The organism is Zunongwangia mangrovi (assembly GCF_900112105.1).
Taxonomy (GTDB): Bacteria; Bacteroidota; Bacteroidia; order Flavobacteriales; family Flavobacteriaceae; genus Zunongwangia; species Zunongwangia mangrovi.
Map to the genome: position 1 here is coordinate 58,624 of NZ_FOKV01000003.1, position 23,582 is coordinate 82,205.

23 protein-coding genes are annotated in these 23,582 nt (G+C 35.8%); 13 read left to right on the forward strand and 10 right to left on the reverse strand.

All coding sequences use genetic code 11. The features are described from left to right. Nucleotides 1–19 precede the first annotated feature (19 nt). Together BM201_RS08525 and BM201_RS08530 are read left to right on the forward strand one after the other, a co-directional pair. Nucleotides 20–1,201 carry an AIR synthase related protein gene (locus tag BM201_RS08525; RefSeq protein WP_092541629.1) on the forward strand — a complete coding sequence of 394 codons (1,182 nt, stop codon included), beginning with the start codon at nt 20–22 and terminating at the stop codon, nt 1,199–1,201. A gap of 120 nt (nt 1,202–1,321) precedes the next feature. Continuing rightward, on the forward strand, nt 1,322–2,026 hold the full coding sequence (locus BM201_RS08530) for a hypothetical protein (protein WP_092541631.1): 705 nt from the start codon (nt 1,322–1,324) through the stop codon (nt 2,024–2,026). Here the strand turns inward: BM201_RS08530 and BM201_RS08535 are convergent. Then, nucleotides 2,023–2,673, reverse strand: a complete 651-nt coding sequence (locus BM201_RS08535) for an ATP-binding cassette domain-containing protein (RefSeq protein WP_092541633.1) — start codon at nt 2,671–2,673, stop codon at nt 2,023–2,025. The genes BM201_RS08530 and BM201_RS08535 overlap by 4 nt on opposite strands. Nucleotides 2,674–3,115: 442 nt before the next feature. On the opposite strand from BM201_RS08535, the gene prfA reads away from it, so the two are divergent. The 3 genes from prfA to BM201_RS08555 are packed head-to-tail and all read left to right on the forward strand — an operon-like array spanning nt 3,116 to nt 5,838. Further along, nucleotides 3,116–4,192 carry a peptide chain release factor 1 gene (gene prfA, locus BM201_RS08545; protein ID WP_084842620.1) on the forward strand — a complete coding sequence of 359 codons (1,077 nt, stop codon included), beginning with the start codon at nt 3,116–3,118 and terminating at the stop codon, nt 4,190–4,192. A 48-nt stretch (nt 4,193–4,240) separates the two neighbouring features. Next, nucleotides 4,241–5,062 (forward strand): orotidine-5'-phosphate decarboxylase, encoded by an 822-nt coding sequence (gene pyrF / locus BM201_RS08550; protein ID WP_092541636.1) that lies wholly within the window; start codon nt 4,241–4,243, stop codon nt 5,060–5,062. A gap of 5 nt (nt 5,063–5,067) precedes the next feature. Then, nucleotides 5,068–5,838, forward strand: coding sequence for an ABC transporter substrate-binding protein (locus BM201_RS08555; protein WP_092541638.1), 771 nt, complete (start codon nt 5,068–5,070; stop codon nt 5,836–5,838). 6 nt (nt 5,839–5,844) lie between these two features. Here BM201_RS08555 and BM201_RS08560 read toward each other — a convergent pair whose 3' ends face one another. Further along, nucleotides 5,845–6,039, reverse strand: coding sequence for a Lacal_2735 family protein (locus BM201_RS08560; protein ID WP_092542309.1), 195 nt, complete (start codon nt 6,037–6,039; stop codon nt 5,845–5,847). 128 nt (nt 6,040–6,167) lie between these two features. Continuing rightward, the gene (locus tag BM201_RS08565) at nt 6,168–6,872 is read right to left on the reverse strand and encodes a DUF4197 domain-containing protein (RefSeq protein ID WP_092541640.1); all 705 of its coding nucleotides are present in this window, start codon (nt 6,870–6,872) and stop codon (nt 6,168–6,170) included. A 135-nt stretch (nt 6,873–7,007) separates the two neighbouring features. Between BM201_RS08565 and BM201_RS08570 the strand changes: the two genes are divergently transcribed. Further along, the gene (locus BM201_RS08570) at nt 7,008–8,498 is read left to right on the forward strand and encodes a catalase (protein WP_092541642.1); all 1,491 of its coding nucleotides are present in this window, start codon (nt 7,008–7,010) and stop codon (nt 8,496–8,498) included. 84 nt (nt 8,499–8,582) lie between these two features. Here BM201_RS08570 and purU read toward each other — a convergent pair whose 3' ends face one another. Next, entirely contained in the window at nt 8,583–9,434 is an 852-nt protein-coding gene (purU, locus tag BM201_RS08575; protein WP_092541644.1) for a formyltetrahydrofolate deformylase, read from the reverse strand. A gap of 167 nt (nt 9,435–9,601) precedes the next feature. Between purU and BM201_RS08580 the strand changes: the two genes are divergently transcribed. Together BM201_RS08580 and BM201_RS08585 are read left to right on the forward strand one after the other, a co-directional pair. After that, a complete protein-coding gene (locus BM201_RS08580; RefSeq protein WP_092542311.1) occupies nt 9,602–13,048 on the forward strand; it encodes a methylmalonyl-CoA mutase family protein in 3,447 nt (1,148 codons plus the stop codon). Between the two features lie 185 nt (nt 13,049–13,233). Then, the gene (locus tag BM201_RS08585; protein ID WP_092541646.1) at nt 13,234–13,863 is read left to right on the forward strand and encodes a MarC family protein; all 630 of its coding nucleotides are present in this window, start codon (nt 13,234–13,236) and stop codon (nt 13,861–13,863) included. Here BM201_RS08585 and BM201_RS08590 read toward each other — a convergent pair. Next, nucleotides 13,860–14,246: a hypothetical protein gene (locus BM201_RS08590; protein ID WP_092541648.1), complete on the reverse strand. Its 387-nt coding sequence runs from the start codon at nt 14,244–14,246 to the stop codon at nt 13,860–13,862. The genes BM201_RS08585 and BM201_RS08590 overlap by 4 nt on opposite strands. Before the next feature lie 118 nt (nt 14,247–14,364). Between BM201_RS08590 and BM201_RS08595 the strand changes: the two genes are divergently transcribed. Continuing rightward, entirely contained in the window at nt 14,365–14,814 is a 450-nt protein-coding gene (locus BM201_RS08595; RefSeq protein WP_092541650.1) for an Lrp/AsnC family transcriptional regulator, read from the forward strand. Here BM201_RS08595 and BM201_RS08600 read toward each other — a convergent pair. Further along, nucleotides 14,807–15,700 carry a class I SAM-dependent methyltransferase gene (locus BM201_RS08600; protein WP_092541652.1) on the reverse strand — a complete coding sequence of 298 codons (894 nt, stop codon included), beginning with the start codon at nt 15,698–15,700 and terminating at the stop codon, nt 14,807–14,809. The two genes, BM201_RS08595 and BM201_RS08600, sit on opposite strands and share 8 nt — an antisense overlap. Nucleotides 15,701–15,903: 203 nt before the next feature. Between BM201_RS08600 and BM201_RS08605 the strand changes: the two genes are divergently transcribed. The 3 genes from BM201_RS08605 to BM201_RS08615 all read left to right on the forward strand — a co-directional run bounded on the left by BM201_RS08605 (nt 15,904) and on the right by BM201_RS08615 (nt 18,414). Next, complete coding sequence (locus BM201_RS08605; protein WP_092542313.1) at nt 15,904–16,101, forward strand: DUF1328 domain-containing protein; 198 nt, start codon at nt 15,904–15,906, stop codon at nt 16,099–16,101. A 213-nt stretch (nt 16,102–16,314) separates the two neighbouring features. Continuing rightward, a complete protein-coding gene (locus tag BM201_RS08610) occupies nt 16,315–17,778 on the forward strand; it encodes a hypothetical protein (protein ID WP_092541654.1) in 1,464 nt (487 codons plus the stop codon). Between the two features lie 18 nt (nt 17,779–17,796). Next, complete coding sequence (locus BM201_RS08615) at nt 17,797–18,414, forward strand: DUF1684 domain-containing protein (RefSeq protein ID WP_092541656.1); 618 nt, start codon at nt 17,797–17,799, stop codon at nt 18,412–18,414. 102 nt (nt 18,415–18,516) lie between these two features. Here BM201_RS08615 and BM201_RS08620 read toward each other — a convergent pair whose 3' ends face one another. From BM201_RS08620 to BM201_RS08635, 4 genes are all read right to left on the reverse strand, one after another. Next, entirely contained in the window at nt 18,517–19,605 is a 1,089-nt protein-coding gene (locus tag BM201_RS08620; RefSeq protein ID WP_092541658.1) for an outer membrane beta-barrel protein, read from the reverse strand. Between the two features lie 160 nt (nt 19,606–19,765). Continuing rightward, complete coding sequence (locus BM201_RS08625) at nt 19,766–20,980, reverse strand: ammonium transporter (RefSeq protein ID WP_092541660.1); 1,215 nt, start codon at nt 20,978–20,980, stop codon at nt 19,766–19,768. Nucleotides 20,981–21,009: 29 nt separating this feature from the next. Then, nucleotides 21,010–21,348: a P-II family nitrogen regulator gene (locus BM201_RS08630; protein ID WP_092541662.1), complete on the reverse strand. Its 339-nt coding sequence runs from the start codon at nt 21,346–21,348 to the stop codon at nt 21,010–21,012. 530 nt (nt 21,349–21,878) lie between these two features. After that, nucleotides 21,879–22,913: an SRPBCC family protein gene (locus tag BM201_RS08635; RefSeq protein ID WP_092541664.1), complete on the reverse strand. Its 1,035-nt coding sequence runs from the start codon at nt 22,911–22,913 to the stop codon at nt 21,879–21,881. Nucleotides 22,914–23,195: 282 nt separating this feature from the next. On the opposite strand from BM201_RS08635, the gene BM201_RS08645 reads away from it, so the two are divergent. Then, nucleotides 23,196–23,582 (forward strand): pyrophosphohydrolase domain-containing protein, encoded by a 387-nt coding sequence (locus BM201_RS08645; RefSeq protein WP_092541668.1) that lies wholly within the window; start codon nt 23,196–23,198, stop codon nt 23,580–23,582.

A 23,582-nucleotide genomic window follows, 5' to 3' on the forward strand; every position in this document is an offset into this window, starting at 1 on the left:
TGACGCCTAAACCAAATTCATGAGTCAGGACGTAAGTAAAAGGTATAGTCAGCGTGGTGTTTCAGCAGGTAAAGAAGATGTGCATAACGCGATCAAAAATGTAGATAAAGGGCTTTTTCCTAAAGCATTTTGTAAAATTATTCCAGATCATTTAACCGGTGACGAGGATTATTGCGTGATCATGCATGCAGATGGTGCCGGTACAAAATCATCTTTAGCTTATATGTACTGGAAAGAAACTGGTGATCTTTCTGTTTGGAAAGGTATTGCCCAGGATGCTTTGATTATGAATATTGACGATCTACTTTGTGTGGGTGCTACCAACAAGATCTTATTGTCTTCAACCATTGGTCGTAATAAAAGTTTGGTTCCGGGAGAGGTAATTTCAGCAATCATTAACGGAACAGAAGAACTTATTGCAGATCTTAAAGAATTTGGCGTAGAAATTCATTCTACCGGTGGTGAAACCGCAGATGTTGGTGATTTGGTTAGAACGATTATTGTAGATTCTACGGTAACAGCCAGAATGAAACGTAGCGAGGTAATCGATAATAGTAATATCGAACCTGGCGATGTGATCGTTGGTTTAGCTTCTTTTGGGCAGGCCAGCTACGAGAAAGAATATAACGGCGGTATGGGAAGTAATGGTTTAACTTCTGCTCGTCACGATGTTTTTGCAAAGATCTTAGCTGAAAAATATCCTGAAAGTTTTGATGCTTCGATCCCAAATGATCTTGTATATTCTGGAGGAAAAAAATTAACCGATGAGGTTGAGGATTCTCCGCTAGATGCCGGCAAACTGGTATTGTCGCCAACAAGAACTTATGCACCTGTAATTCAGAAGATATTATCTAAATTCAGTAATAAAGAGATTCACGGGATGGTGCATTGCAGTGGAGGGGCACAAACAAAAATTCTTCATTTTATTGATAATCTTCATATTGTAAAAGATAATCTTTTTGAAGTTCCGCCATTATTCAAGTTAATTCAGCAGGAAAGTAAAACAGATTGGAAAGAGATGTACCAGGTATTTAATATGGGGCATCGCATGGAAATCTACGTAAAACCAGAGCTTGCAGAAGAAATTATCGAAATTTCCAAGTCATTTAATATCGATGCTAAGGTGGTGGGAAGAGTAGAAGCTTCAGATAAAAAATCCTTAACGATAAAGAGTGAATTTGGCGAATATTATTATTCGTAGATTTTACACTTAATTTAATAAAAGGGCTATAAGGTTAACTAAAATTGTTTTAGTGTTAATTTTATAGCTTTTTTTATTGGAATATCTCATTATATTTGTGAAAATCTGATTGTTTGTTAGATGAGTGAACGAAGAAAATTAATTGTTTTTTCCATTGTGTTTTGGGTTGCGGTAAACTTTGCAAGTTTATCGATGTTTAGTGACGAGGTAAGTAGATGGGTTCGGTTTATTGGTACCGCTTTCTTTTTTATTACCGCAACTTTACATAAGCCCTTTTCCTGGAAATTATTTTTTATACTTCTATTGTTCTCGATCTGCGATTTCTCCCTTATTTATTTTGAAAATCCCATTTTCAACGCCCTAACATTTATTAGTAGAGGAGCTGCATTTGTTATTGTAGGAAGTATTGGTGCAAAAAAATTAAAGCGGTTAAAAATTACCGGATTAGAATTTTTTATAGGTGCAATTCTGGTAGCGATAAATCTTGTTTTGCTGTTCGAGCTGGAAAGTATGATTTCTTTAAAACATGCTGAAGAATTATTTAGTCCCGGTTTTTATGCCTTTGCTTTTATTGCCATACTTACTATTATTATCGCTGTTTCCTATAGTAATCGCTATAGTAATCTTAAGAGTATCTTTTATATGTGCGCCGTGCTTTGGATGATCTTTTCAGATCTAACCTATTTTATTGGGTATTATCTTGATTTTCCCGAATTCTACTACGCAGATCATGCGTTTAATATTCTTGGATCTGGTTTCTTAATGCTTTACGCAGCAACCACAAATAAAAAAGAAAATTTTATTGATATTGATGTGAAGATCTAATTGGGTAAATATCCCAGCTTAACAAGTTCTTTTGCTGAATGCACCAGTGTTGTTTGTTTATGCTGAAATAAATAAATATCGTCTGAAACATCCAATATCGCCTCGTATCGATGATCTGTTATTATAATCGCTTTTTGTTCTTTTTCCTGCTGAATAATTTCTGAAAATTTTTCGATCATCAATGGGGAAAGTTGAGCAAAAGGTTCGTCTAAAAGAACAATATCTACATTTCTTTTTAAGACCAGATAGATTTCGATAATTCGTTGCTGCCCGCCAGATAGTTCCCGTACTTTCTGATGTTTTACTGCATTCATTTCAGAAAAAACACTGCTAAAATCACCAAAATCGATATTATATAGTTTAAAAGCCTTTTCTACTGAAATTATAGGCGGAAGTAAAGGAAACTGCGGAAGCATGGCGACTCTTCCGGTTTTGTAAAAGCGCTTCAGGATAGGTTTTTTATCTATGCGGAGTAGTTTATATTTCGGTTTTAAGGTTCCGAAGAGAATTTTTAAAAGGCTACTTTTTCCACTACCGTTTCTACCTAATAATCCGGTTACTTTCCCGGTTTCAGCCTTTACATAAGCCGCTTTAAGAATAGCATGATCATCAAAATACAACTCGACATTATCAATTTCAAAGATCATATTAGAAAGTTTATGGTGGCACAAAGGCTAAGAAGAAAAATATCGGCCAAAATGGCTAAACTGAATAATTGCAATCGGCTAAAACCAAGATTGTAATAAAACACGAGCTCTTTTTTTGTAGAGATGAATCGGTAGAAAAGATAAATGATAAAAGCGATAAATAATTTATCTAAAACAATTACAAAAAGCGGACTACCAATAGAAAATATTAGCAGATTAATTAAAAGTGAAGGAATTAAAAACTTGCGGTAAAATTGAAAAAACACAGCAAAAGTGTTAGTCATATTTTGAGATTTTGATCGATGTTTTAAATTAAAAGCGTTAAAAAGCTAATTTTATTATGATTAGCACTAAAATAAAGAAAACGAACAGGTAAAGTTTAGAGAAGATAAAAATTCAGTCAAATTATTGTAAATTTGCTATCTAAATTCTTAAGAATTGTATGTTAGAGAAGCTTAATATCGTTAAACAACGTTTTGATGAAGTGAATGATCTTATTATCCAGCCGGATATTATTGCCGATCAGAAACGTTACGTTGAACTTAATAAAGAATATAAAGATCTTAGAGCGCTTATGGACGAGCGTGAAAGATATATAGAACTTACCGATAATCTTAAAGAAGCTGAAGAAATCATTTCTGATGGAAGCGATCCAGAAATGACCGAGATGGCAAAACTTCAGCAGGAAGAAGCGAAGGAAGAATTACCAGCTCTTGAAGAAAAGATAAGAATGATGTTGGTGCCTAAAGATCCTGAAGATGCTAAGAATGTCGTGATGGAAATTCGTGCAGGTACCGGTGGTGACGAAGCGAGTATTTTTGCTGGTGATCTTTACAGAATGTACACCAAATATGTAGAAAGTAAAGGTTGGAGTCACAATATTGTAGATTTTAGCGAAGGAACCAGTGGCGGATTTAAAGAGATGATCTTTGAAGTTTCTGGAGAAGATGTTTATGGTACCATGAAGTTTGAAGCTGGTGTTCACCGTGTACAACGTGTGCCGCAAACCGAAACTCAGGGTCGTGTGCATACCTCTGCAGCTACAGTTATGGTATTACCAGAAGCTGAAGAATTTGATGTAGAGATCGATCCAAAAGATGTACGTATCGATTATTTCTGTTCATCGGGGCCTGGTGGGCAGTCGGTGAACACAACCTATTCTGCCGTGCGTTTAACTCACGAACCTACAGGTTTGGTAGCGCAATGTCAGGATCAAAAATCGCAGCATAAAAACAGGGAGAAAGCTTTTAGGGTTTTACGTTCTCGTTTATATGAAATGGAGCTTGCAAAGAAAATGGAAGCCGATGCTGCAAAGCGAAATTCGATGGTTTCAAGTGGTGACCGTAGTGCAAAAATTAGAACCTACAACTATCCACAAGGGCGTGTAACAGATCACAGAATTAACCTAACACTTTACGATCTATCCAATATCGTAAACGGAGATATTCAGAAAATTATTGATGAGCTAAGATTGGTAGAAAATACCGAAAAGCTTAAAGAGAATTCAGATATATTTTAATATTCGGCGTTTTAGAATAAAATTTTAAATGCCATCTAAAAACTAAATATGACCACCCAGGAGTTAGTAGAGCAGATTAGAAAAAAGCAATCGTTTTTATGTATAGGTTTAGATGTAGACCTCAAAAAGATTCCAACCTATCTACTTTCTGAGGAAGATCCAATATTTAGTTTTAATAAAGCAATTATAGACGCCACGCATCAATTTTGCGTGGCATATAAACCTAATACGGCTTTTTATGAAGCCTGTGGTTTAAAAGGCTGGGAAGCTTTACAAAAAACCATCGATTATCTTCACGATAATTATCCAGAAATTTACACTATTGCAGATGCCAAACGTGGCGATATTGGTAATACCTCTAAAATGTATGCGAAGACATTTCTAAAAGATATGGGCTTCGACTCGGTTACCGTAGCGCCTTATATGGGCAAAGATTCTGTTGAGCCTTTTTTAGAATTCGATGATAAGCATACCATTTTACTGGCTTTAACTTCTAACGAAGGTGCTTTCGATTTTCAGACTTTAAAATCTGATGATACTGAGATTTACAAAAGAGTTTTGGAAACTTCTAAAAGCTGGGAGAATTCAGAAAATCTGATGTATGTGGTTGGTGCCACTAAAGCCGAATATCTTGCTGAAGTGCGTAAGATCGTTCCAGAAAGTTTTCTTCTTGTGCCCGGCGTTGGAGCACAAGGCGGTAAATTAGAAGATGTTTGTAAATACGGAATGACCAAAGATGTTGGCCTTTTGGTAAATAGCAGCCGTAAAATTATTTATGCTTCTACAAATAATAATTTTGCTGAAGTTGCCGCTGCAAAAGCTGAAATTCTACAGCAGCAAATGGCTGAAGAATTAGAGAAATTCGAATAATATTTATGACGATTTTCGATCATTTAGGCCGAAAATTATTTCTTAGCGATACTCCAAAGCGCATTGTTTCTTTAGTTCCAAGCCAGACGGAGCTTTTAGTCGATCTTGGATTAAAAAATAGTATTTTAGGTATCACAAAATTTTGTGTGCATCCAGAGCATCTTCGAAAGGAAAAAACGGTAGTTGGCGGCACAAAAACTGTACATTTAGATAAGATCGAAGCTTTAGCGCCAGATATTATTTTGTGCAATAAGGAAGAAAATACCAAAGCAATGGTAGCCGAATTAGAGAAAATCGCCCCGGTACATGTTTCAGAAGTTTCGAGTATTTCAGATTCGCTTCAGCTTATAAATGATTATGGTGAAATTTTTAATGTTGAGGAAAAGGCTTTAAAATTAGTTGATAGAATAGAGGAGAAGTTAGCGACTTTTTCCGAAGAAATTCAGCATAAGAAATGGAAAAGCTGTTTATATCTTATCTGGAAAGATCCTTACATGGCGGCAGGAAATGATACCTTTATCAACGAGCTTCTTAAACTAAATAAGTTCGAAAATAAAATTGCCGGAAATCGATATCCGGCAATAAATAAGGAACAATTGATTGAATATTCACCAGATGTGGTTTTATTATCTAGCGAGCCATTTCCGTTTAAACAAGAACACATTGAAGAATTTAAAAAGTTAGGACTTCATGCAATTCTTGTGGATGGCGAATATTTTAGTTGGTATGGTTCAAGATTGGAAAAAGCGGTTAGTTATTTTAAAACCTTACATTAAAATAAATTATTCTGTAGCCCAGTTTTCAACTTCAGGATAATGCATACGTCTTAGTTCTCGTAGGATTGTTTTAGCTTTCGCATTAATCTTATCACTACGTTCTTTGTCCACCAAGGCTAGTTTGTAAGCCTTGTGCATTAGCTGCGTGTATTTCTCACACATGCATTCTTCTTTTGATCTTTGTTTGAATATTTTAAACATACTCCAGTCTTTCATCATCTATACTACAAAGATACAATGAGGTGTTTTTAAGATTTATTAAGCGGCAGTTAATGTTAATTTAAAGTTTGCGGATAAGCTTGATCAAATGTTAAAATATTTTTGATAATCTAATCTTGAAGTGAAAAAACTCGTTTTAATAGGCTAGTTGTTCTTGCAGAGAGATCATTTCTAATATCCTTTTCCTCTACCGCTATCATCGTATAAACTCCGTTTAAAGCTTCAGAGGTTACATAATCTGAAAGATCTGAATTTACATTATTAGTTAGCGGAATGCTGTTGTAACGATCGATTATATTACTCCAAATCTGGTTAGCGCCAACTTTATCTAAAGAATTTGTAATTACAGGGTTAAATTTATCGTAGAGTTGAGATTTGGTTTTCCCAACCAAATATTGCGTTGCTGCATCATCCTGTCCTAATAAGATATTGCGAGCATCGTTAAAGGTAATTTCTTTCACTGCATTTACGAAGATCGGTGTTGCTTCTTTAACAGCATCTTCTGCAGCGCGATTTAAAACCTTAAGTCCCTGATCGGCTAAATTGCCTAATCCAACATCACGTAGGGTCTTATCGACCTTTTGTAATTCTGCCGGTAAAGTGATTTTTACTAATTCATTCTTAAAAAAGCCATCTTCCTGGGTGAGTTTTGTAACCTGTTTGTCGATTCCAAAATCCAGCGCCTGGCGTAATCCAGAGGCAATTTCAGTATTTGTAACACCGTAACTACCTTGTGGTAACTGGCTGGCAATATCCTGCAGTTCAGCACAAGAGCTTAAAGAGAAAATAACGAATAGGCAAAGTAACTTTTTCATGGAGCTTTTTTTCAAATATAAGATATCTCTAATACTTCTAGTATTATAAAAATTTATGAATAAATTAAAATTATCGATTTCTATTATTGAAACATCCTATTTACCTTTAAAAAAATTGAAACTAAAGCTAGAATTATGTCTAAAGAGAAAAAATTAACCACTGCTTCCGGAAGACCTTTTGTAGAAAAGGAAGATTCGTTAAGCGTTGGTAGAAGAGGGCCGTTATTACTTGAAGATTATGTGCTTCATGAAACAATGGCTCATTTTAATAGAGAAAGAATTCCAGAGCGTGTGGTACATGCTAAAGGTTCTGGTGCCTTTGGTACATTTACAGTGACAAATGATATTACTAAATATACAAGAGCAAAAATATTTTCTGAAGTTGGTAAGAAGACCGATATGCTGGCAAGATTCTCTACGGTAGGTGGAGAAAAAGGTTCTGCCGATTCAGATCGTGATCCACGTGGTTTTGCGCTTAAATTTTATACTGAAGATGGAAACTGGGATCTGGTAGGAAATAATACGCCGGTTTTCTTTATAAAAGATCCTAAGAAGTTTGGTGATTTTATTCATACTCAAAAACGCCATCCGTTTACGAATATGAAATCGCAAACGATGCGTTGGGATTACTGGTCGCTAAATCCAGAGTCGCTACACCAGGTGCTTATTTTAATGAGTGATCGCGGGACGCCTTATGGTTTTCGTCATATGAACGGTTATGGATCGCATACTTTTTCTTTGATTAACGATAAAGATGAACGTTTTTACGTAAAATTTCATTTTAAAACCGATCAGGGAATCAAGAATTTTACCGATGAAGAATCAGTTAAGATGGCAGGTGAAAATCCAGATTTTGCACAGCAAGATTTATTAGAACATATTGAAAATGGCGAGTTCCCAAGCTGGACATTAAAGATCCAGGTAATGCCAGAGGAAGAAGCTAAAAGTTATAAATGGAATCCATTCGATCTTACCAAAGTTTGGCCTCACGATGATTATCCATTGATCGAAGTTGGAAAAATGGAATTGAATAAAAATGCCGATAATTACTTTGCTCAAATCGAGCAATCTGCATTTGCGCCGGCACATATTGTAGATGGTGTGGGATATTCTCCAGATAAAATGTTACAAGGACGTCTATTATCGTATCCAGATGCGCACCGTTATCGCCTTGGAGCAAATTATGAGCAAATTCCGGTAAACCGTTGTCCTTATATGGTAAATAATTATCAGCGTGACGGGTTTATGAGAGTTGATGGAAATGGTGGTAGAAGTGAAAATTACTACCCAAATAGCTTCGACGATATTTCTGTGGATGAAAAATATAAGCTGAAAGCGCCAAGAGTTACAGATGCTGAAGCCGATTGGTTTGATCGTAATGCTTCTGAAGCTGGGGACGATGATCATTACACACAACCGGGTAATTTATACCGAGTAATGAATGAAGAAGCTAAATCGAATCTGGTTTCTAATACCGTTGGATCGATGAGCCAGATCGAAGGAGAGAAGAAAGACGAAATAATCATGCGCCAGCTTTGCCACTGGTTTAGAGCAGATCCTGAACTAGGAGCAAGAATCGCAAGCGGACTTGGAGTTGAAATCAATATGGAAGAATTCGCTCGATAATTATCGATTCTTGATAATACTGAAGAATCCTTCAGATTGAGGATTCAGAATGAAAATAAAAAGCGCCCAATTTGGGCGCTTTTTTTATGTAAAGATGATCGTCTTATTATTAAATACCATTGTTTTTCGTTGAATATGAAGTTTTATTCCGCGGCTAAAGACGATTTTTTCCAGATCTCGGCCTTTAAGAATGAGATCTTTTATTGAGTGCGAATGCGAAATTCTTGTAATATCCTGTTCGATAATTGGGCCGGCATCCAATTCGGCGGTAACATAATGGCAGGTAGCTCCAATAATTTTTACTCCGCGTTTATAAGCCGAATGATAAGGTTTTGCTCCGGCAAATGCCGGTAAAAATGAGTGGTGGATATTAATAATATTGTTAGGATATTCGCTAATCATTTTATCTGAAATGATTTGCATATAGCGCGCCAATACGATAAAATCAACTTCAAATTCTTGCAAAAGCTCTAATTGCTTTGCTTCGGCTTCAACTTTAGTGTCTTTGGTGACAGGAACATGATAAAACGGAATACCAAAAGCTTTGGCGATGGGTTCGAGGTCTTTATGATTGCTAAGAATAAACGGAATTTCAACGCCTAATTCCCCAGCTTTATATCTTCCCAAAATATCATACAAACAATGATCGTACTTAGAGACGAAAATGGCCATTTTTAAGACACGTTCTTCAGCAAAAAGCTTCCAGTTCATATTGTAGGTTTTAGCGATCTCTTTTTCAAAATCTGCTCTAACTTTTACAATATCAAATTCCAAAGAAAATTCATTTTCTAAACGCATAAAGAAAATACCATTTTCAGTATCCACATACTGGTCGATATAAACGATATTTCCATTTCTCTCGTGGAAAAAATTAGTAACCGTTGCGATAATCCCGCTTTTATCTTTACAATTGATCAGTAAAGTAACCTTCGCCATGTTTTTCAGTATTAATGCTTCAAAAATCAAAGCCTGATGAAGAATAAAATTAGTTTAATCACTTTAACTGAACCAACGAGAATTCAGATTTATGCTTTTTTCAGAATAATCAAAAATTATTTACAATTTTCGTAAATTGCCACTCATAATTTCACTCTTTATTGAAAATGGAACAACAGACTCCGTATTTACCTAAACATAAAATAAGAATTGTAACCGCAGCTTCCCTTTTTGATGGGCACGATGCTGCCATAAATATAATGCGTCGTATAATCCAGGCGACCGGGGTAGAGGTGATTCATCTTGGCCACGATCGTAGTGTAGAAGAGGTAGTGAACTGCGCGATACAAGAAGATGCTCACGCTATTGCAATGACCAGTTACCAGGGCGGGCATACCGAGTATTTTAAATATATGTACGATTTGCTTCAGGAAAAAAATGCCGGGCAAATTAAGATTTTTGGTGGTGGAGGTGGAGTAATTCTTCCTGAAGAAATTAAAGAACTACAGGAATACGGGATAACCCGAATTTACGCGCCCGATGATGGAAGAGAGTTAGGTTTGCAGGGAATGATCAATGATTTGGTGAAAACGGTAGATGAGGAAGTGCCTTCGTTGCCAGAAAATACCAATATTGAAGAAGACCTAAAATCGAAGAAAATAAATACTATTTCTCGTTTAATTTCTCTTGCTGAAAATAAGCATGATGAATTTAAAACGCATTTTGATGCCGTTCCAGAAACTGAAAAGAATATTCCTGTTTTAGGAATTACAGGAACTGGTGGTGCCGGTAAATCGAGTTTGGTAGATGAACTGGTTCGACGATTTTTAAGTGATTTCCCAGATAAACAAATTGGGATCGTTTCTGTAGATCCTTCTAAAAAGAAAACCGGTGGCGCTTTGCTTGGTGATCGTATTCGAATGAATGCAATAAATCATCCTCGTGTATATATGCGCTCGCTGGCTACGCGACAAAGCAATTTAGCTTTATCAAAATATGTACAGGAAGCTGTTGAGGTTTTGAAAAAAGCTGAATACGATCTTATTGTTTTAGAAACTTCTGGAATTGGGCAATCTGATACCGAAATTATGGATCATTCAGATGTGTCTTTATATGTAATGACTCCGGAATTTGGAGCGGCAACTCAGTTAGAGAAGATCGATATGTTAGATTTTGCAGATCTGGTTGCGATCAATAAATTCGACAAGCGTGGTGCGCAGGATGCTTTACGCGATGTTAAAAAGCAATACCAGCGAAATCATCAATTATGGCATGAGGATGCTGAAAAACTTCCGGTTTTTGGAACGATTGCTTCCCAATTTAATGATCCCGGTATGAATACGTTATATCGCAAGATCATGGATAAGATCGATGAGAAAACAGCTTCGAAATTAGAATCTACTTTTGAAGTGACTCGAGAAATGAGCGAGAAGATTTTTGTGATTCCGCCAAAACGAACTCGTTACCTTTCTGAAATTGCAGATAATAATCGCTCTTATAACGAAACAGCAATAAAGCAGGCCGATATTGCACAAAAACTCTTCGGTATTTATAAAACCATATTGAGTGTTGCGAATATTTCCGAAGAAAAATATAGTGCGCATTTAGATAAAAACGGACTCGTACAGGAAGAATTTTTAGACGATCAGCAAGCTGATAATCACGAATTTTTAGGATTGCTTTTTAAAGAATTCGATCGTGTAAAGATGGATTTAGATCCTTATAACTGGGAAATTATCCTGGGTTGGCAGGAGAAAGTGAATAAATATACCGAGCCAATTTACTCGTTTAAAGTTCGTGATAAAGAGATTAAGATCGAAACGCATACCGAGTCACTTTCGCATACGCAGATCCCAAAAGTTGCTTTGCCAAAATATTCGGCCTGGGGTGATATTCTCGAGTGGAGTCTTCAGGAAAATGTGCCGGGAGAATTTCCTTATACTTCAGGATTGTATCCGTTTAAAAGACAGGGTGAAGATCCAACCCGAATGTTTGCAGGTGAAGGTGGGCCAGAACGAACCAATAGAAGGTTTCATTATGTAAGTTTAGGTTTGCCGGCTAAACGTTTATCTACCGCTTTCGATTCGGTTACCCTTTATGGTAACGATCCCGATCATCGTCCCGATATTTATGGGAAAATAGGTAACGCCGGAGTTTCAATTTGCTGTTTAGATGATGCTAAGAAATTATATTCTGGTTTCGATTTGGCACATCCGTATACTTCAGTGAGTATGACGATTAATGGGCCAGCGCCTATGCTGCTTGGATTCTTTATGAATGCGGCGATCGATCAGCAATGTGAAAAGTATATTAAAGAGCATACTTTAGAAGATAAAGTTGAAGCAAAATTAAAAGAGCTTTACGACGATAATAATATCGAGCGACCAACTTACAAAGGAGAACTTCCTGAAGGGAACGATGGTTTAGGTTTAATGCTGTTAGGTTTAACCGGAGACCAGATTCTTCCGCAGGAAACCTATCAGGAAATTAAGATCAATACCCTGGCATCGGTTCGCGGGACAGTGCAGGCCGATATTTTAAAAGAAGATCAGGCGCAAAATACCTGTATTTTCTCTACGGAATATGCCTTGCGTTTAATGGGGGATGTTCAGGAATATTTTATCAAAGAGAAGGTTAGGAATTTTTATTCGGTTTCGATTTCAGGATATCATATTGCTGAAGCTGGGGCGAATCCAATCACGCAGTTAGCATTTACCTTAGCAAATGGTTTCACATACGTGGAATATTACTTAAGCCGCGGAATGGATATCAATAAATTTGGACCTAATTTATCGTTTTTCTTCAGTAACGGTGTAGATCCAGAATATGCTGTGATTGGTCGCGTTGCAAGAAAAATTTGGTCTAAAGCTTTAAAAAATAAGTACGAAGCGAATCCAAGAGCGCAAATGCTTAAATATCATATACAGACTTCAGGGCGATCTTTGCATGCGCAGGAAATCGATTTTAATGATATAAGAACGACGCTTCAGGCATTATATGCGATCTACGACAACTGTAATTCGTTACACACTAATGCTTACGATGAGGCAATTACTACACCAACCGAAGCTTCAGTGAGACGTGCCATGGCGATTCAGTTAATTATCAATAAGGAACTTGGTTTAGCGAAAAATGAAAATCCAATTCAGGGTTCATTTATTATTGAAGAACTAACTGATTTGGTAGAGGAAGCTGTTTATGCCGAATTTGATAGGATTACTGAAAGAGGCGGAGTGCTTGGTGCAATGGAAACGATGTATCAACGTGGACAAATTCAGGAAGAAAGTCTGTATTACGAAACGCTGAAGCATAATGGTGATTATCCAATTATCGGGGTAAATACATTTTTAAGTTCTACAGGCTCTCCAACAGTTACTCCTGGTGAAGTAATAAGAGCGACAGAGGATGAAAAGCAGAACCAGATCAAAACTTTAGAAACGCTGCATACCGCGAAAGAAACCAAAGCAGAAGAAGCTTTAGAAGCGATCAAAAAAGCAGCAGTACAAAACGAAAACATTTTTGAAGTTTTAATGGAAGCTACAAAGGTGTGTAGTCTTGGCCAAATAACCAACGCGATGTTCGAAGTTGGTGGGCAATACCGAAGAAATATGTAAGGCTTTTGAAATTAAAATAGTGTATTTAAAATTGAAGTAAATACATTGAAAATCAACAGTAAAAATCATCTTTTTTCTATGTAGAAAAAAGATGATTTTTTTGTTTGTAAATCGATAATTCCAATCTAATTTTGCCGGCTTTTTAAAATGAGTTTTCAGTATAATTTTTAAAGGATCTGGCAGTCATGGAAAACGTTTGGTTATTTGCGATTGCGGTTTTTACCGGTTTTTTTGCAATAAATAGTCCTATAGGAAATATTCCTGTTTTTATAAGTCTAACAAAACAGGCCGATCGTAAAACCCGAAAGAATATTTCGAAAAAGGCGACTTTTACCGCCTTTATTATAGTTTCTGGTTTCGTGATCTTAGGTAAATATATCTTTAGCCTTTTTGGTTTAACGATTCCTGCCTTTAAAATTACTGGAGGTCTTCTTATATTTTTTGTTGGTTTCGAAATGATAAGAGCGCAGGAAGCCAGTATCGATAACCAAAGCGAAATTAACTTTAACGAAGGAATTTCTACCTCGCCATTAGCGATACCAATTCTTGCTGGGCCTGGTTCTATCGTCACCGCGATGAACTATACGACCAATGCCGGTTATTTAGAGTTATTGGTGATCCTGGTAATGTTTGGGCTAATAATGTGGTTAAATCACCTGGCGTTTATCTCTAGTGATTACCTGGTTAGATTTATTGGGCAAAACAAGATCGTAGTGATCGAGAAGATCATGGGGTTGATCATTGCCATTATTGGAACCAATATGTTGATCCAGGGGATAAAATTAGCTTTTTTTACTGAAGATTTTCAGCTTTAGTTCTTTTGGTTTTGGTGTAACCAATCTGAAATTAAGTGCTCAAAATGATGAATTTCACGACGAAGTAAATCTAAAAATTCGGTTTCTTTGATTCCGGTGATTTCAATATTGCGGCAATTAGATTTAATTCTTTTTGCCGCTTTTCGTATTTTTTCAATACGTTTAAGCTGAATTTCTTTTGAGCGAGCGGTTACCACGCCTGCAATTCCCGGGGCAAGCTGTAAACTTTCGGTCACCAGGCGTCCTGCATAGTTATGCGCAGGGACAGTAGAAATATCCATTTCAAGAATATTTTTATTGTCAGAAAAATAAGATGAAACAGCACTCGAAATTTTAAAGATTTCTAATGCTTTTTTATAAACTGGCAACTGATAAGCTTTCATAAAGGGGGAATTTCATTTATAAAATTACCTAGAATTCAGTCAAGTTATATTTAAAAATTAAGGCTAATCTGTAAATTTGATTTAAATATTAAATATATTTAAAGTATTTATTTTAAATATGAATGTAGATAAATTGAACTGGGCGATATTAGAATCACTTCAGGAAAACGCCCGACTTTCCTTCTCTGAAATTGGCCGAAAAGTAGGTTTAAGTTCTCCGGCAGTGGCAGAGCGTGTTAAGAAAATGGAAGATGCCGGTATCATTAAAGGATACAAGACCGAAGTGTCTTATCAAAAAACAGGACATCACCTAAAAGCGATCATCACTTTGCGTGCTTTTATGGGGCGTTTAAAACCCTTCCTGGAAAAAGTAACCGAATTTAAAGAGGTGATCAATTGCTATAGAATTACCGGAAACGAAAATATTATCATGGAGGTTATTTTTCAGGATCAGGGACATTTAGAGGTTTTTATCGATAAGCTAATCACTTATGGCGAAACAAAAACGCATATCATTTTATCGAACGTGATTGAACACGCCCCGGTACGGAATCGAAAAACTACTTAATTCCGCTTACCAAATACATCAAAGAACCACCTGCGGCGTGATATTGTTCACGCTGTACGGCGCCCATGATATGATCTGAGCGAGTATCGTATTTTTCCTGGTATTCGAAGTAAAACGGCATGTATTTTTCGCCTGCAGCGTTGAAGTAATCGATATCTTTACGAGTTTCAGATTTCCAGGCGCTTCCCTGCATCCATTGCTTAAGCGTTGCTATTTGCTCTTTATTATCATAAGGTGGATACATTGCAATCGCTTTATCTGAAAGTCTCACCTGAATATCTTTAAGTGATTCTGAAGCAAACCATCCCGGTAAAAGATCTCCCAGCGAATTATCACCCTCGCCAAGTTTCTTTTTCCCTTTTTCGATAATTAAGCGATACTTTATATGATCTAGAGTTTCTTCGATACTATCGTTCTGAGAAATAGAATTTTTAGTAAGTGTTTGTACGATATTGTTAGGTTCCACACAAAGTAAAAGTCCGTTTGGTTTAAGCACTCTCGTCATTTCCTCTAGTGCTTTCTTCGGATTTTTAAGATGAATTAAAACCGTTTGGCAGGTTACAAAATCGAAAGTTTCATTTTCAAAAGGAATATTCTCAGCATCACCATATTTTAAACTGAAGTCGATTTTCGATAATTTGAAGTGATGTTCTAATTCAGCATTACTTTCAAACCAATTTTCATCATTATCGATGGCAGTTATTTTAGAGTCATGAGCCAAGTATGGAGCCAGTGTTTTTGTCCAGTGACCTTGCCCGCAACCTACATCTAACATATTAGAATAGCGATGAAGTTCTAAACGTTCTGCTGTAAGATCCAGAAAACCTTTATTCCACCAAAAGTCGCGATATGATCCAAAATAATTATGAGAATGTCCTTTTTGCAATCCTGTAAATTTAGTTTGCCAAAGATACTTTAGTCTTAGAGTTCTAACAAGTGTAAAATTTTACTAAAAACCAGAACCTAAAACGCCGAAAATTAACAGATATTAAAATATACACACCTCTTAGTTAAATTTAGGTAAATTGGATTTTCTTTAATAAAATTATTAGTGATCTGGTCGTATCTTTGAAAAAAAAGAAAAAGATTATGAAGAAGTATACAGTGTTGTTCTTAGTTTTAGCAGTAATTACCGGTCTAGTTGGGTTTACAGGATTGCGTTTTGCTGGTATTGAAGTGATTCGTGTAGCGTGTCTTATAACAGCAGACCTGTTTATTATTTCTTTAATGGCTAAGTTTTTCTTCCCAGAAAAGAAACTAAGACTACAGAGAATAAAAAGGGAATAGAATTTGCATATGCAAAGGATTTAAGCTTTCACGTAAGTGAAGGCTTTTTTTATGCTTTCAATTTAAAAACAAAGTATATTTACTAGATAATCGAGAATAAATATTTTGAGGCTTGCCGTGCGGCAGTTTACTAAAAAGAGACAAGTTTTAATTTGCTCCTTAGTTATGAGGATATATTAAATTTTCGTGATACTAAAAAAATTGAATACACCTATGTATAAACAAACTCTTATCTGCTTTTTTGCATTGCTATGCTCTTCAGTTGTTTTAGCTCAGGAAATAAGATTGCAAAAAGGTAATGTAACCGATAATGTAAGAATTAGCGATTCTACAGATGCAACTTATGCAGTATATCTTCCGCAGTCATATAATATGGAGAAACCAGCTCCTGTAATTTTTGTATTAGATCCAGACGGGAACGGAAGAGAAGCGGTACAACTGTTTAGGCAAACTGCAGAAGATCAAAATTATGTGATTGCCGCGAGCAATCAGAAAATTGAAAGCGATTCTTTACAAGATGATATTTTAAAATCAGTTCAGTTTATGAATGGTTTTTATCGAACCATTAAAGTAGATCCTAATTTATTGTATATCGCCGGTATCAATAAGGGAGCCGAAATCGCTTCAGCTTTGCCGCTTATCAACGAAAGGGTTTCTGGTGTTTTAGCGATCAATAAAACCTGGATTAACGGAAAATTTATCGAAAACCGAAAGAAACCTTATGTTTTTTCAGCAATAATGGGAACAAGGGATTATTCAAGATTTGGGATGCTCGATGTTGTAGATTACCTGTATGGTGAAGATTTTCCTACAGAAGTGAATTATTATGAGGGTGGGCCAATATCCTGGCCAGATACCTACACATTGAACAATGCCGTATCAAAATTTACTCTTGAAGCTATGCAAAATGGGGAAAGACCAAAAAATGATACGATCATCAATACGGTTTTTCAGAATGAAATTAAAACTATTAAGGATTTAGCGAGAAACGGTTCTTATTATATTGCATTTCTACAGGTGAAAAAAGCTGAAGATAAATTTGATGATTTTGATCGTTTTGATGACCAGTTAAAAGAATTAAAACGAAGTATTAGAAGGAATAGAGAATTTAAACAGCAGCGTAGAAAATGGTATGATGTAAAAGAGGAGGAAGCTTTTCAAAAAGAAGATTATGCACATTTCCTGGAAATGGATATTTTTACTACCAATTTTGAAAACATTGGCTGGTGGGCAGAGCAGGTAGATAATTTAAATGCGGGGCAGCAACAAAAAAATCTTATTGAAAGAAATATGGCTTATCGTCTGGAAGGTTACTTAAAGGATCTTGTAGATGGAAATTATAAAAATGTAATAGCCTCTAATGCTGCTATCGACGCAAAGATCTTTGTTTCGATCTTAAAAACCATTACAGATAAAGAGGCTCCAGAAGGTTATTTGAGTATTATCGAGCTTGCAGGTCACGATGGTGATGCTGAAACTGCCATGTTATACCTTGAAGATTTGCTGAAGACCGGTTATAAAGAGTTTGAAAAAATATATGGTTTAGAAGGTATTTTGGATTTGCAAATGAGTACCGAGTTTAACCTGCTCATTGAAGAATACGGTGGGGAAGCAAAATATATTATTTTTGATTCTGAAAAAGATACTGAAGAAGCAGAAGCTACACAAACCAATTAGTATAATAGAAAATTATCAATGAAAACCTACATTTCCAGCTTTATATTTTTATTTATTTCTTTTCTGAATTTTGGGCAAAATGCCGATAAAGAAAAGGTTGAAAAGATTAAGGAATTTCAGAAACATTTAAACGAAGAGTACAAGGATCCAGAAGAATCACCTTTATCTGTGGAAGATCGCCTAGCCTTCACTGGGCATGACTTCTTTGAGATCGATACTTCATTTACAGTCGAAGCTGAATTTGTAAGAACTCCGTATGAAACTACATTTAGAATGCAAACATCTTCAGATAGACAGCCAGTTTATGTAAAATATGCCGACTTATATTTTACCTTAAAAGGTGAAAAACAAAAATTAGCTGTTTATCAAAGTCAGTCTTTAAAAAACGATCCACAATATTATGATTATCTTTTTTTACCTTTTACAGATCTAACCAATGGTAAAAGTACGTATGGGGGAGGAAGATATATAGATCTAAGAATTCCTGAAGAAGGAGTTAAAACGATCACTTTAGATTTTAATCAGGCTTATAATCCATATTGCGCTTATAGCGGTGGATATTCCTGTCCTGTTCCTCCTGCTGAAAATAACCTTGATGCGGCTATAACAGCAGGAGTAAAAACTTATGCTAAATAAGTATCACAGACAGGTGCATAATAAGAATTTGAGAATATAAGGAGATAGGTTTATTATGCATTTAATTAAAAAATTGGTTAGCTAGTTGTCGATTTTTGATTGTTAGAATGAGTAAATCGCTGCAACTAAAAATGATGATAAATTATCCTGCATCATAAGGTCTGAATCCACAAATGGCGCAGCACCATCTACGCTGTCTAATCTTAGTTCTGGTTTTATCATTAGATTTCCATAAGTATAGCTTCCGGTTAATGTAAAAGCTGTTGTATTAGCATCTGCTCCATAAACTAGACCTTCGCCATCTGATAATTCGTTAAAATATTCAGCTCTTAAACCAATAGCAAAGCTATCTGAAGTACTCAACTGAGGATAGATAGCAGCACCAGCAAATCCTTCGCCATCTGTAGTTTGGTATGTACCATTAAATCCTAAATAGAAGGTATCGCTAAGATCCCATCCTGTGGTTAGATCAACTTGAAATAACGCATCATCAGATAACCACTGTTCTCCATAAATTAAGTTTAAGTAAGCACTACCAGCGTCATTAGCATATCCTAATTGTCCACCAAAAGTATACTTCCCAACCGGGTTAAATTCAGTATAATCTGTTGGATTCATTACTGCCAACATCGCACTCCAGTTTTCATCTATGGTAAAATCTGCCTTTAAACCTGTATGAGAAAATGGTCCATAGGAAAACATATAAGAAGTAGAATAGTTAAAGTTAGCTGCAGGAGAAATAACCTCGTAACCAAGGAAAGTATTAAAATTACCAAAGGTTAATCTTACATTATCGCTAAGGTTATAGTAAACATATAATTGGTTTACGATCGCAGCAGAACCAGTTGATAAGAATACGGCATCTTCACCGCGAGGACCAAAAACAAGATCGGCCACGAAACCAACTTTATCACCTTCGTATCCCATAATTACATTGGCCATCCCAATCGCAAATCCTGGGTCGTTAGCAAAAGATGTAGCAGGAGCCGCAGCATAATACATTGGATCCTCATTGGCATCGTACTCTGTTTTGTTTAATCCGTTAAAATTGGTTCTGAAATAAGCATCTACAGTACCTGAGATACTAAAAGGACTTTCGTCATCTTCCTGAGCCTGTACATCTAGATTTAATAAGGCTATGATTGAAAATACTACAAAAAGTCGGATATTTGCAAAAGTGAATTTTGACATGTTTACATGATTTAGTTTGTTCGACAAAAAATGAATTAATAGTAAGCAGTAAGAAAAATTCATAGTTTAGGAGCACTCCGCCAAGTGCTCCTTTTTTATTTTTCAGACTGTAATAGTAAACGTGTGTGCTTGTTATGTTTTGATAATGGAAGAGAAGTTCTTATTTATCTCTACCAAATTCTGGGTAAGAATCGATACCATGCTCGTGGATATCTAATCCATCAAGTTCTTCTTTCTCGGTAACTCTTAATCCCATTACTGCTTTAAGAATAGAAAGTACTATAAAAGTTGTGATCATAGCCCATCCGCCAATTGCAACCACACCTATAGCCTGTACTCCAAGCTGTCCAAATCCGCCTCCGTAAAGAAGTCCGCCATCTGTAGCAAAAACTCCTACAAGTAAAGTACCTACAGCACCAACTACACCGTGAACAGAAATGGCTCCAACTGGATCATCGATCTTAAGTACTTTGTCAATAAATTCGATAGAAAATACTACTACAATACCAGATACGATCCCGATGATAAAAGCACCCATAGGGTCTACAGCAGCACATCCTGCAGTGATACCTACAAGACCAGCCAATGCACCGTTAAGTGTCATAGAAATATCGGCTTTACCATATCTTATCCAGGTAAGGAATAATGCAACAACAGCTCCTGCTGCAGCAGCGAGGTTTGTAGTGATTACAATACCAGCAACGTTGTTTGCGCTATCTCCAGAGATCGCAAGTTCAGATCCCGGGTTAAAGCCAAACCATCCTAACCAAAGGATAAAAACCCCAAGTGCACCGTAAAGCATGTTATGACCAGGAAGTGCGTTAGACTTACCATCTGTATATTTACCAATACGAGGGCCTACTAAAGCAGCAGCTACAAGAGCAGCCCATCCACCAACAGAGTGAACAACTGTAGAACCAGCGAAATCAATAAATCCTAATCCGGTTAGCCAACCATCACCTTGCCACACCCAGTGACCAGAGATTGGATAAATAATAGTAGTTAATAATAAAGAGAAGATTAAATAAGTAGAGAATTTTGTTCTTTCTGCAATAGCACCAGATACGATGGTGGCTGCTGTAGCACAAAATACTGTTTGGAAGAATAAGTTATGCATGTCTTCACGAACATCATAAAATAAACTAGGTGTTCCAATAAAACTACCAATAGAATCTCCATACATAATAGTATACCCAATAGCCCAAAAAGCTAAAGAACCTACAGAAAGGTCCATGAGGTTTTTCATGATAATGTTCGAGGTGTTTTTTGCTCGCGTAAATCCAGCCTCGACAAGTGTAAATCCTGCCTGCATAAAGAACACCAGGATTCCACAAATCACAATCCACATTAAATCTAATACAGCATCTGTTTCCATAATAATTTCGTTATTTCAATGTTAGTTAATTATTTAAGGGAATCTGTCCCTTTTTCTTTTGTACGTATACGGTAAGCTTCGTCTATCGTAGAAACGAATATTTTACCATCACCAACAGAACCTGTGTAGGCAGATTCTAAAATGGCATTTACAGTTTTGTCCAGGAATTCGTCCGAAACGATAATCGATAATTTTCGCCTTTGAATATCTGTAGTGCTGTAAGACACCCCACGATATACATGGCCTTGTTTCTCGTTTCCGACACCTGTAACATCCCAGTACGTAAAAAAGACAACCTCAGAGCTGTGCAAGGCTTTTTTTACTTCGTCAAATTTTGACTTTCTGATAATAGCTTCAATTTTCTTCATAAGAATTTCAGGTTTAGTGATTTAAAAGTATTAAAAATTCTTAAATAAAGTTAAAAAAGTAGGGGTTATACCTAAAGAAATGTGAATATCAGAAAATTACCCCCTAAATGTTGTGGGGTGAATAATTAAAAAGTGAAAATCGAAGTTTTCGGTAGAAAGTTTTTAAACGCTTATTCCTTCAAATTGAAAGTATAATGACAATTTTAACTATATAATTTCTTAAAATTTTAATTCCGAAGAAATAAAATCTAAAGTCGATTATAATTTAACTGAAAATCAGTAGATTTTCAGTTAAAAAGAGGAAAATCAATCAGAAGTGAAATGGATATCAATTGTAATTGTCAAACCGTTGACCGCTCTGGATCCTATTTTTTTGGTGAAGATTTCTAACTAGTGAAGATCTAAGATGTTTCTAAAAAATAATATCGAAATTGGTCAAAATCGAAATAAAATCAACTCGAAATTTCTTCATAAGAATTTCAGGATTAATCTTCCGTAATAAATAAAATGAGTACTTAAAATATACAATATTATAATACAGGAATGTAAATATTGGTTACCCAGTTTGCCGGGTTTGGAGTTTCCTCTGGATTGGTAAGATAGACCTCAAATGGTTTAGTCTCCTGATTCACCTCTAAGCCGTTTTCCTCAATATATTGGTAGGCTTTATTCCAGGCTTCTTCAAAATTATCGTATTTTCCTTTCAGAACAGTTTTTAAAACCTTTTGGTTTGGCATACTACCGTTTAGAACATCTGCGTCTAGTGGTGTAATCACTTCACTTGGTGTAAAATAACCAGCAGAGAAAATCGCAGATCCATTCGATTCGTTCCATTCATTATAAAGGACTATTGGATTGCCAAGTTTTTCAATATTCTGTGCTTCCATAAAATTAGAAACCTGGGTGATCATTGGTTGCATTTTTTCGCTAACCTGAGAAATTTTGCTTGCGGTTGTAGTATACATATAGTAACCGCCGCCATGATTTACAACTCCATCGACGCTTATGCTATACTCATTCATTTTATTAGTGATCACCTCTTGCATCATGTTAAGTCCTTTTTCTAATTTAGGGCGCATAATCTCTGTTAAGGACGCTTCAGATAAAAGAAAGGAAAGTTTTTCTTTAAAGCTTTGCTTGCCTTCCATACCCCAGGTTACATTTGTCTGCCCATTTTCCAGGCTTTCAAATATCCAATACATTTTGCTGGTCGCATTTGTAAAAGTATGTGGTAAAGTGATCTTTTGCGTTATATCTGTAAATGGCTTAGCTTCTATTGTTTCGATTTTAATATCGCCATCTTCGTCACTTTCTATTAAATAGCTGGCATTCTCACCCTGTACCGTATCACCATAATTTGTGATCACGTTTTCTGAATCCTGGTTCCAGGGATCCCAAAATTCCCAGTTTTCAAAATTATTTACTTCCTTAAAAACAATTTCCTGCGGGGCATTAAAAACCTGAGATTCCTCAAATTTATAATTTCCGTCTTTGGTTGCTACATAAATAGAACCGCCAATAAGTACAATAAGAATTAAAAAAAGTAAATATTTAAAAATCTTCATGGGCTTAGGGAATCACGATTATCGCTAATATAGTAAATAGAATATAAGCTTTTATTTTAAATATACCTTAATTACAAATAATAATAGGATAAAGGCAATAAAGCCAATTAACACATAAATACTGTTCTTATAGTATTTGCGATGTAGTTTTAGATCTTTTCTATACATAAAGATCATAACAATTATAAATGTTACTAAAAAAAGGCCGGCAAATACCCATTGTCCTGTGCTAAACATTTTGTCTATTTTTATGCAAATTTAAACGAATAAGCGAAGAAAGTAATGAAAAAAAGAATTGATGCGGTTACGCAATTTCATAATGCATTTGGATTAGGAGTAAGTGAGCAGCCACTGGCGAGTTTAGGAGAGGCAAAAAACAAATTGAGATTTGAATTAATGAAAGAAGAAAACGAGGAATATTTAGAAGCTGCGCAAAATAATGATCTTGTTGAAGTTGCCGATGCATTAGGCGATATGCTTTATATTTTATGCGGAACAATTATCGAGCATGGCATGCAACATAAAATCGAAGAGGTTTTTGACGAAATTCAGCGTAGTAATATGAACAAGTTAGGCGCCGATGGAAAACCAATTTATAGAGAAGACGGTAAAGTTTTAAAGGGGCCAAATTATTTTAAACCTAATATTAGAGAGATCTTAGATAAATAA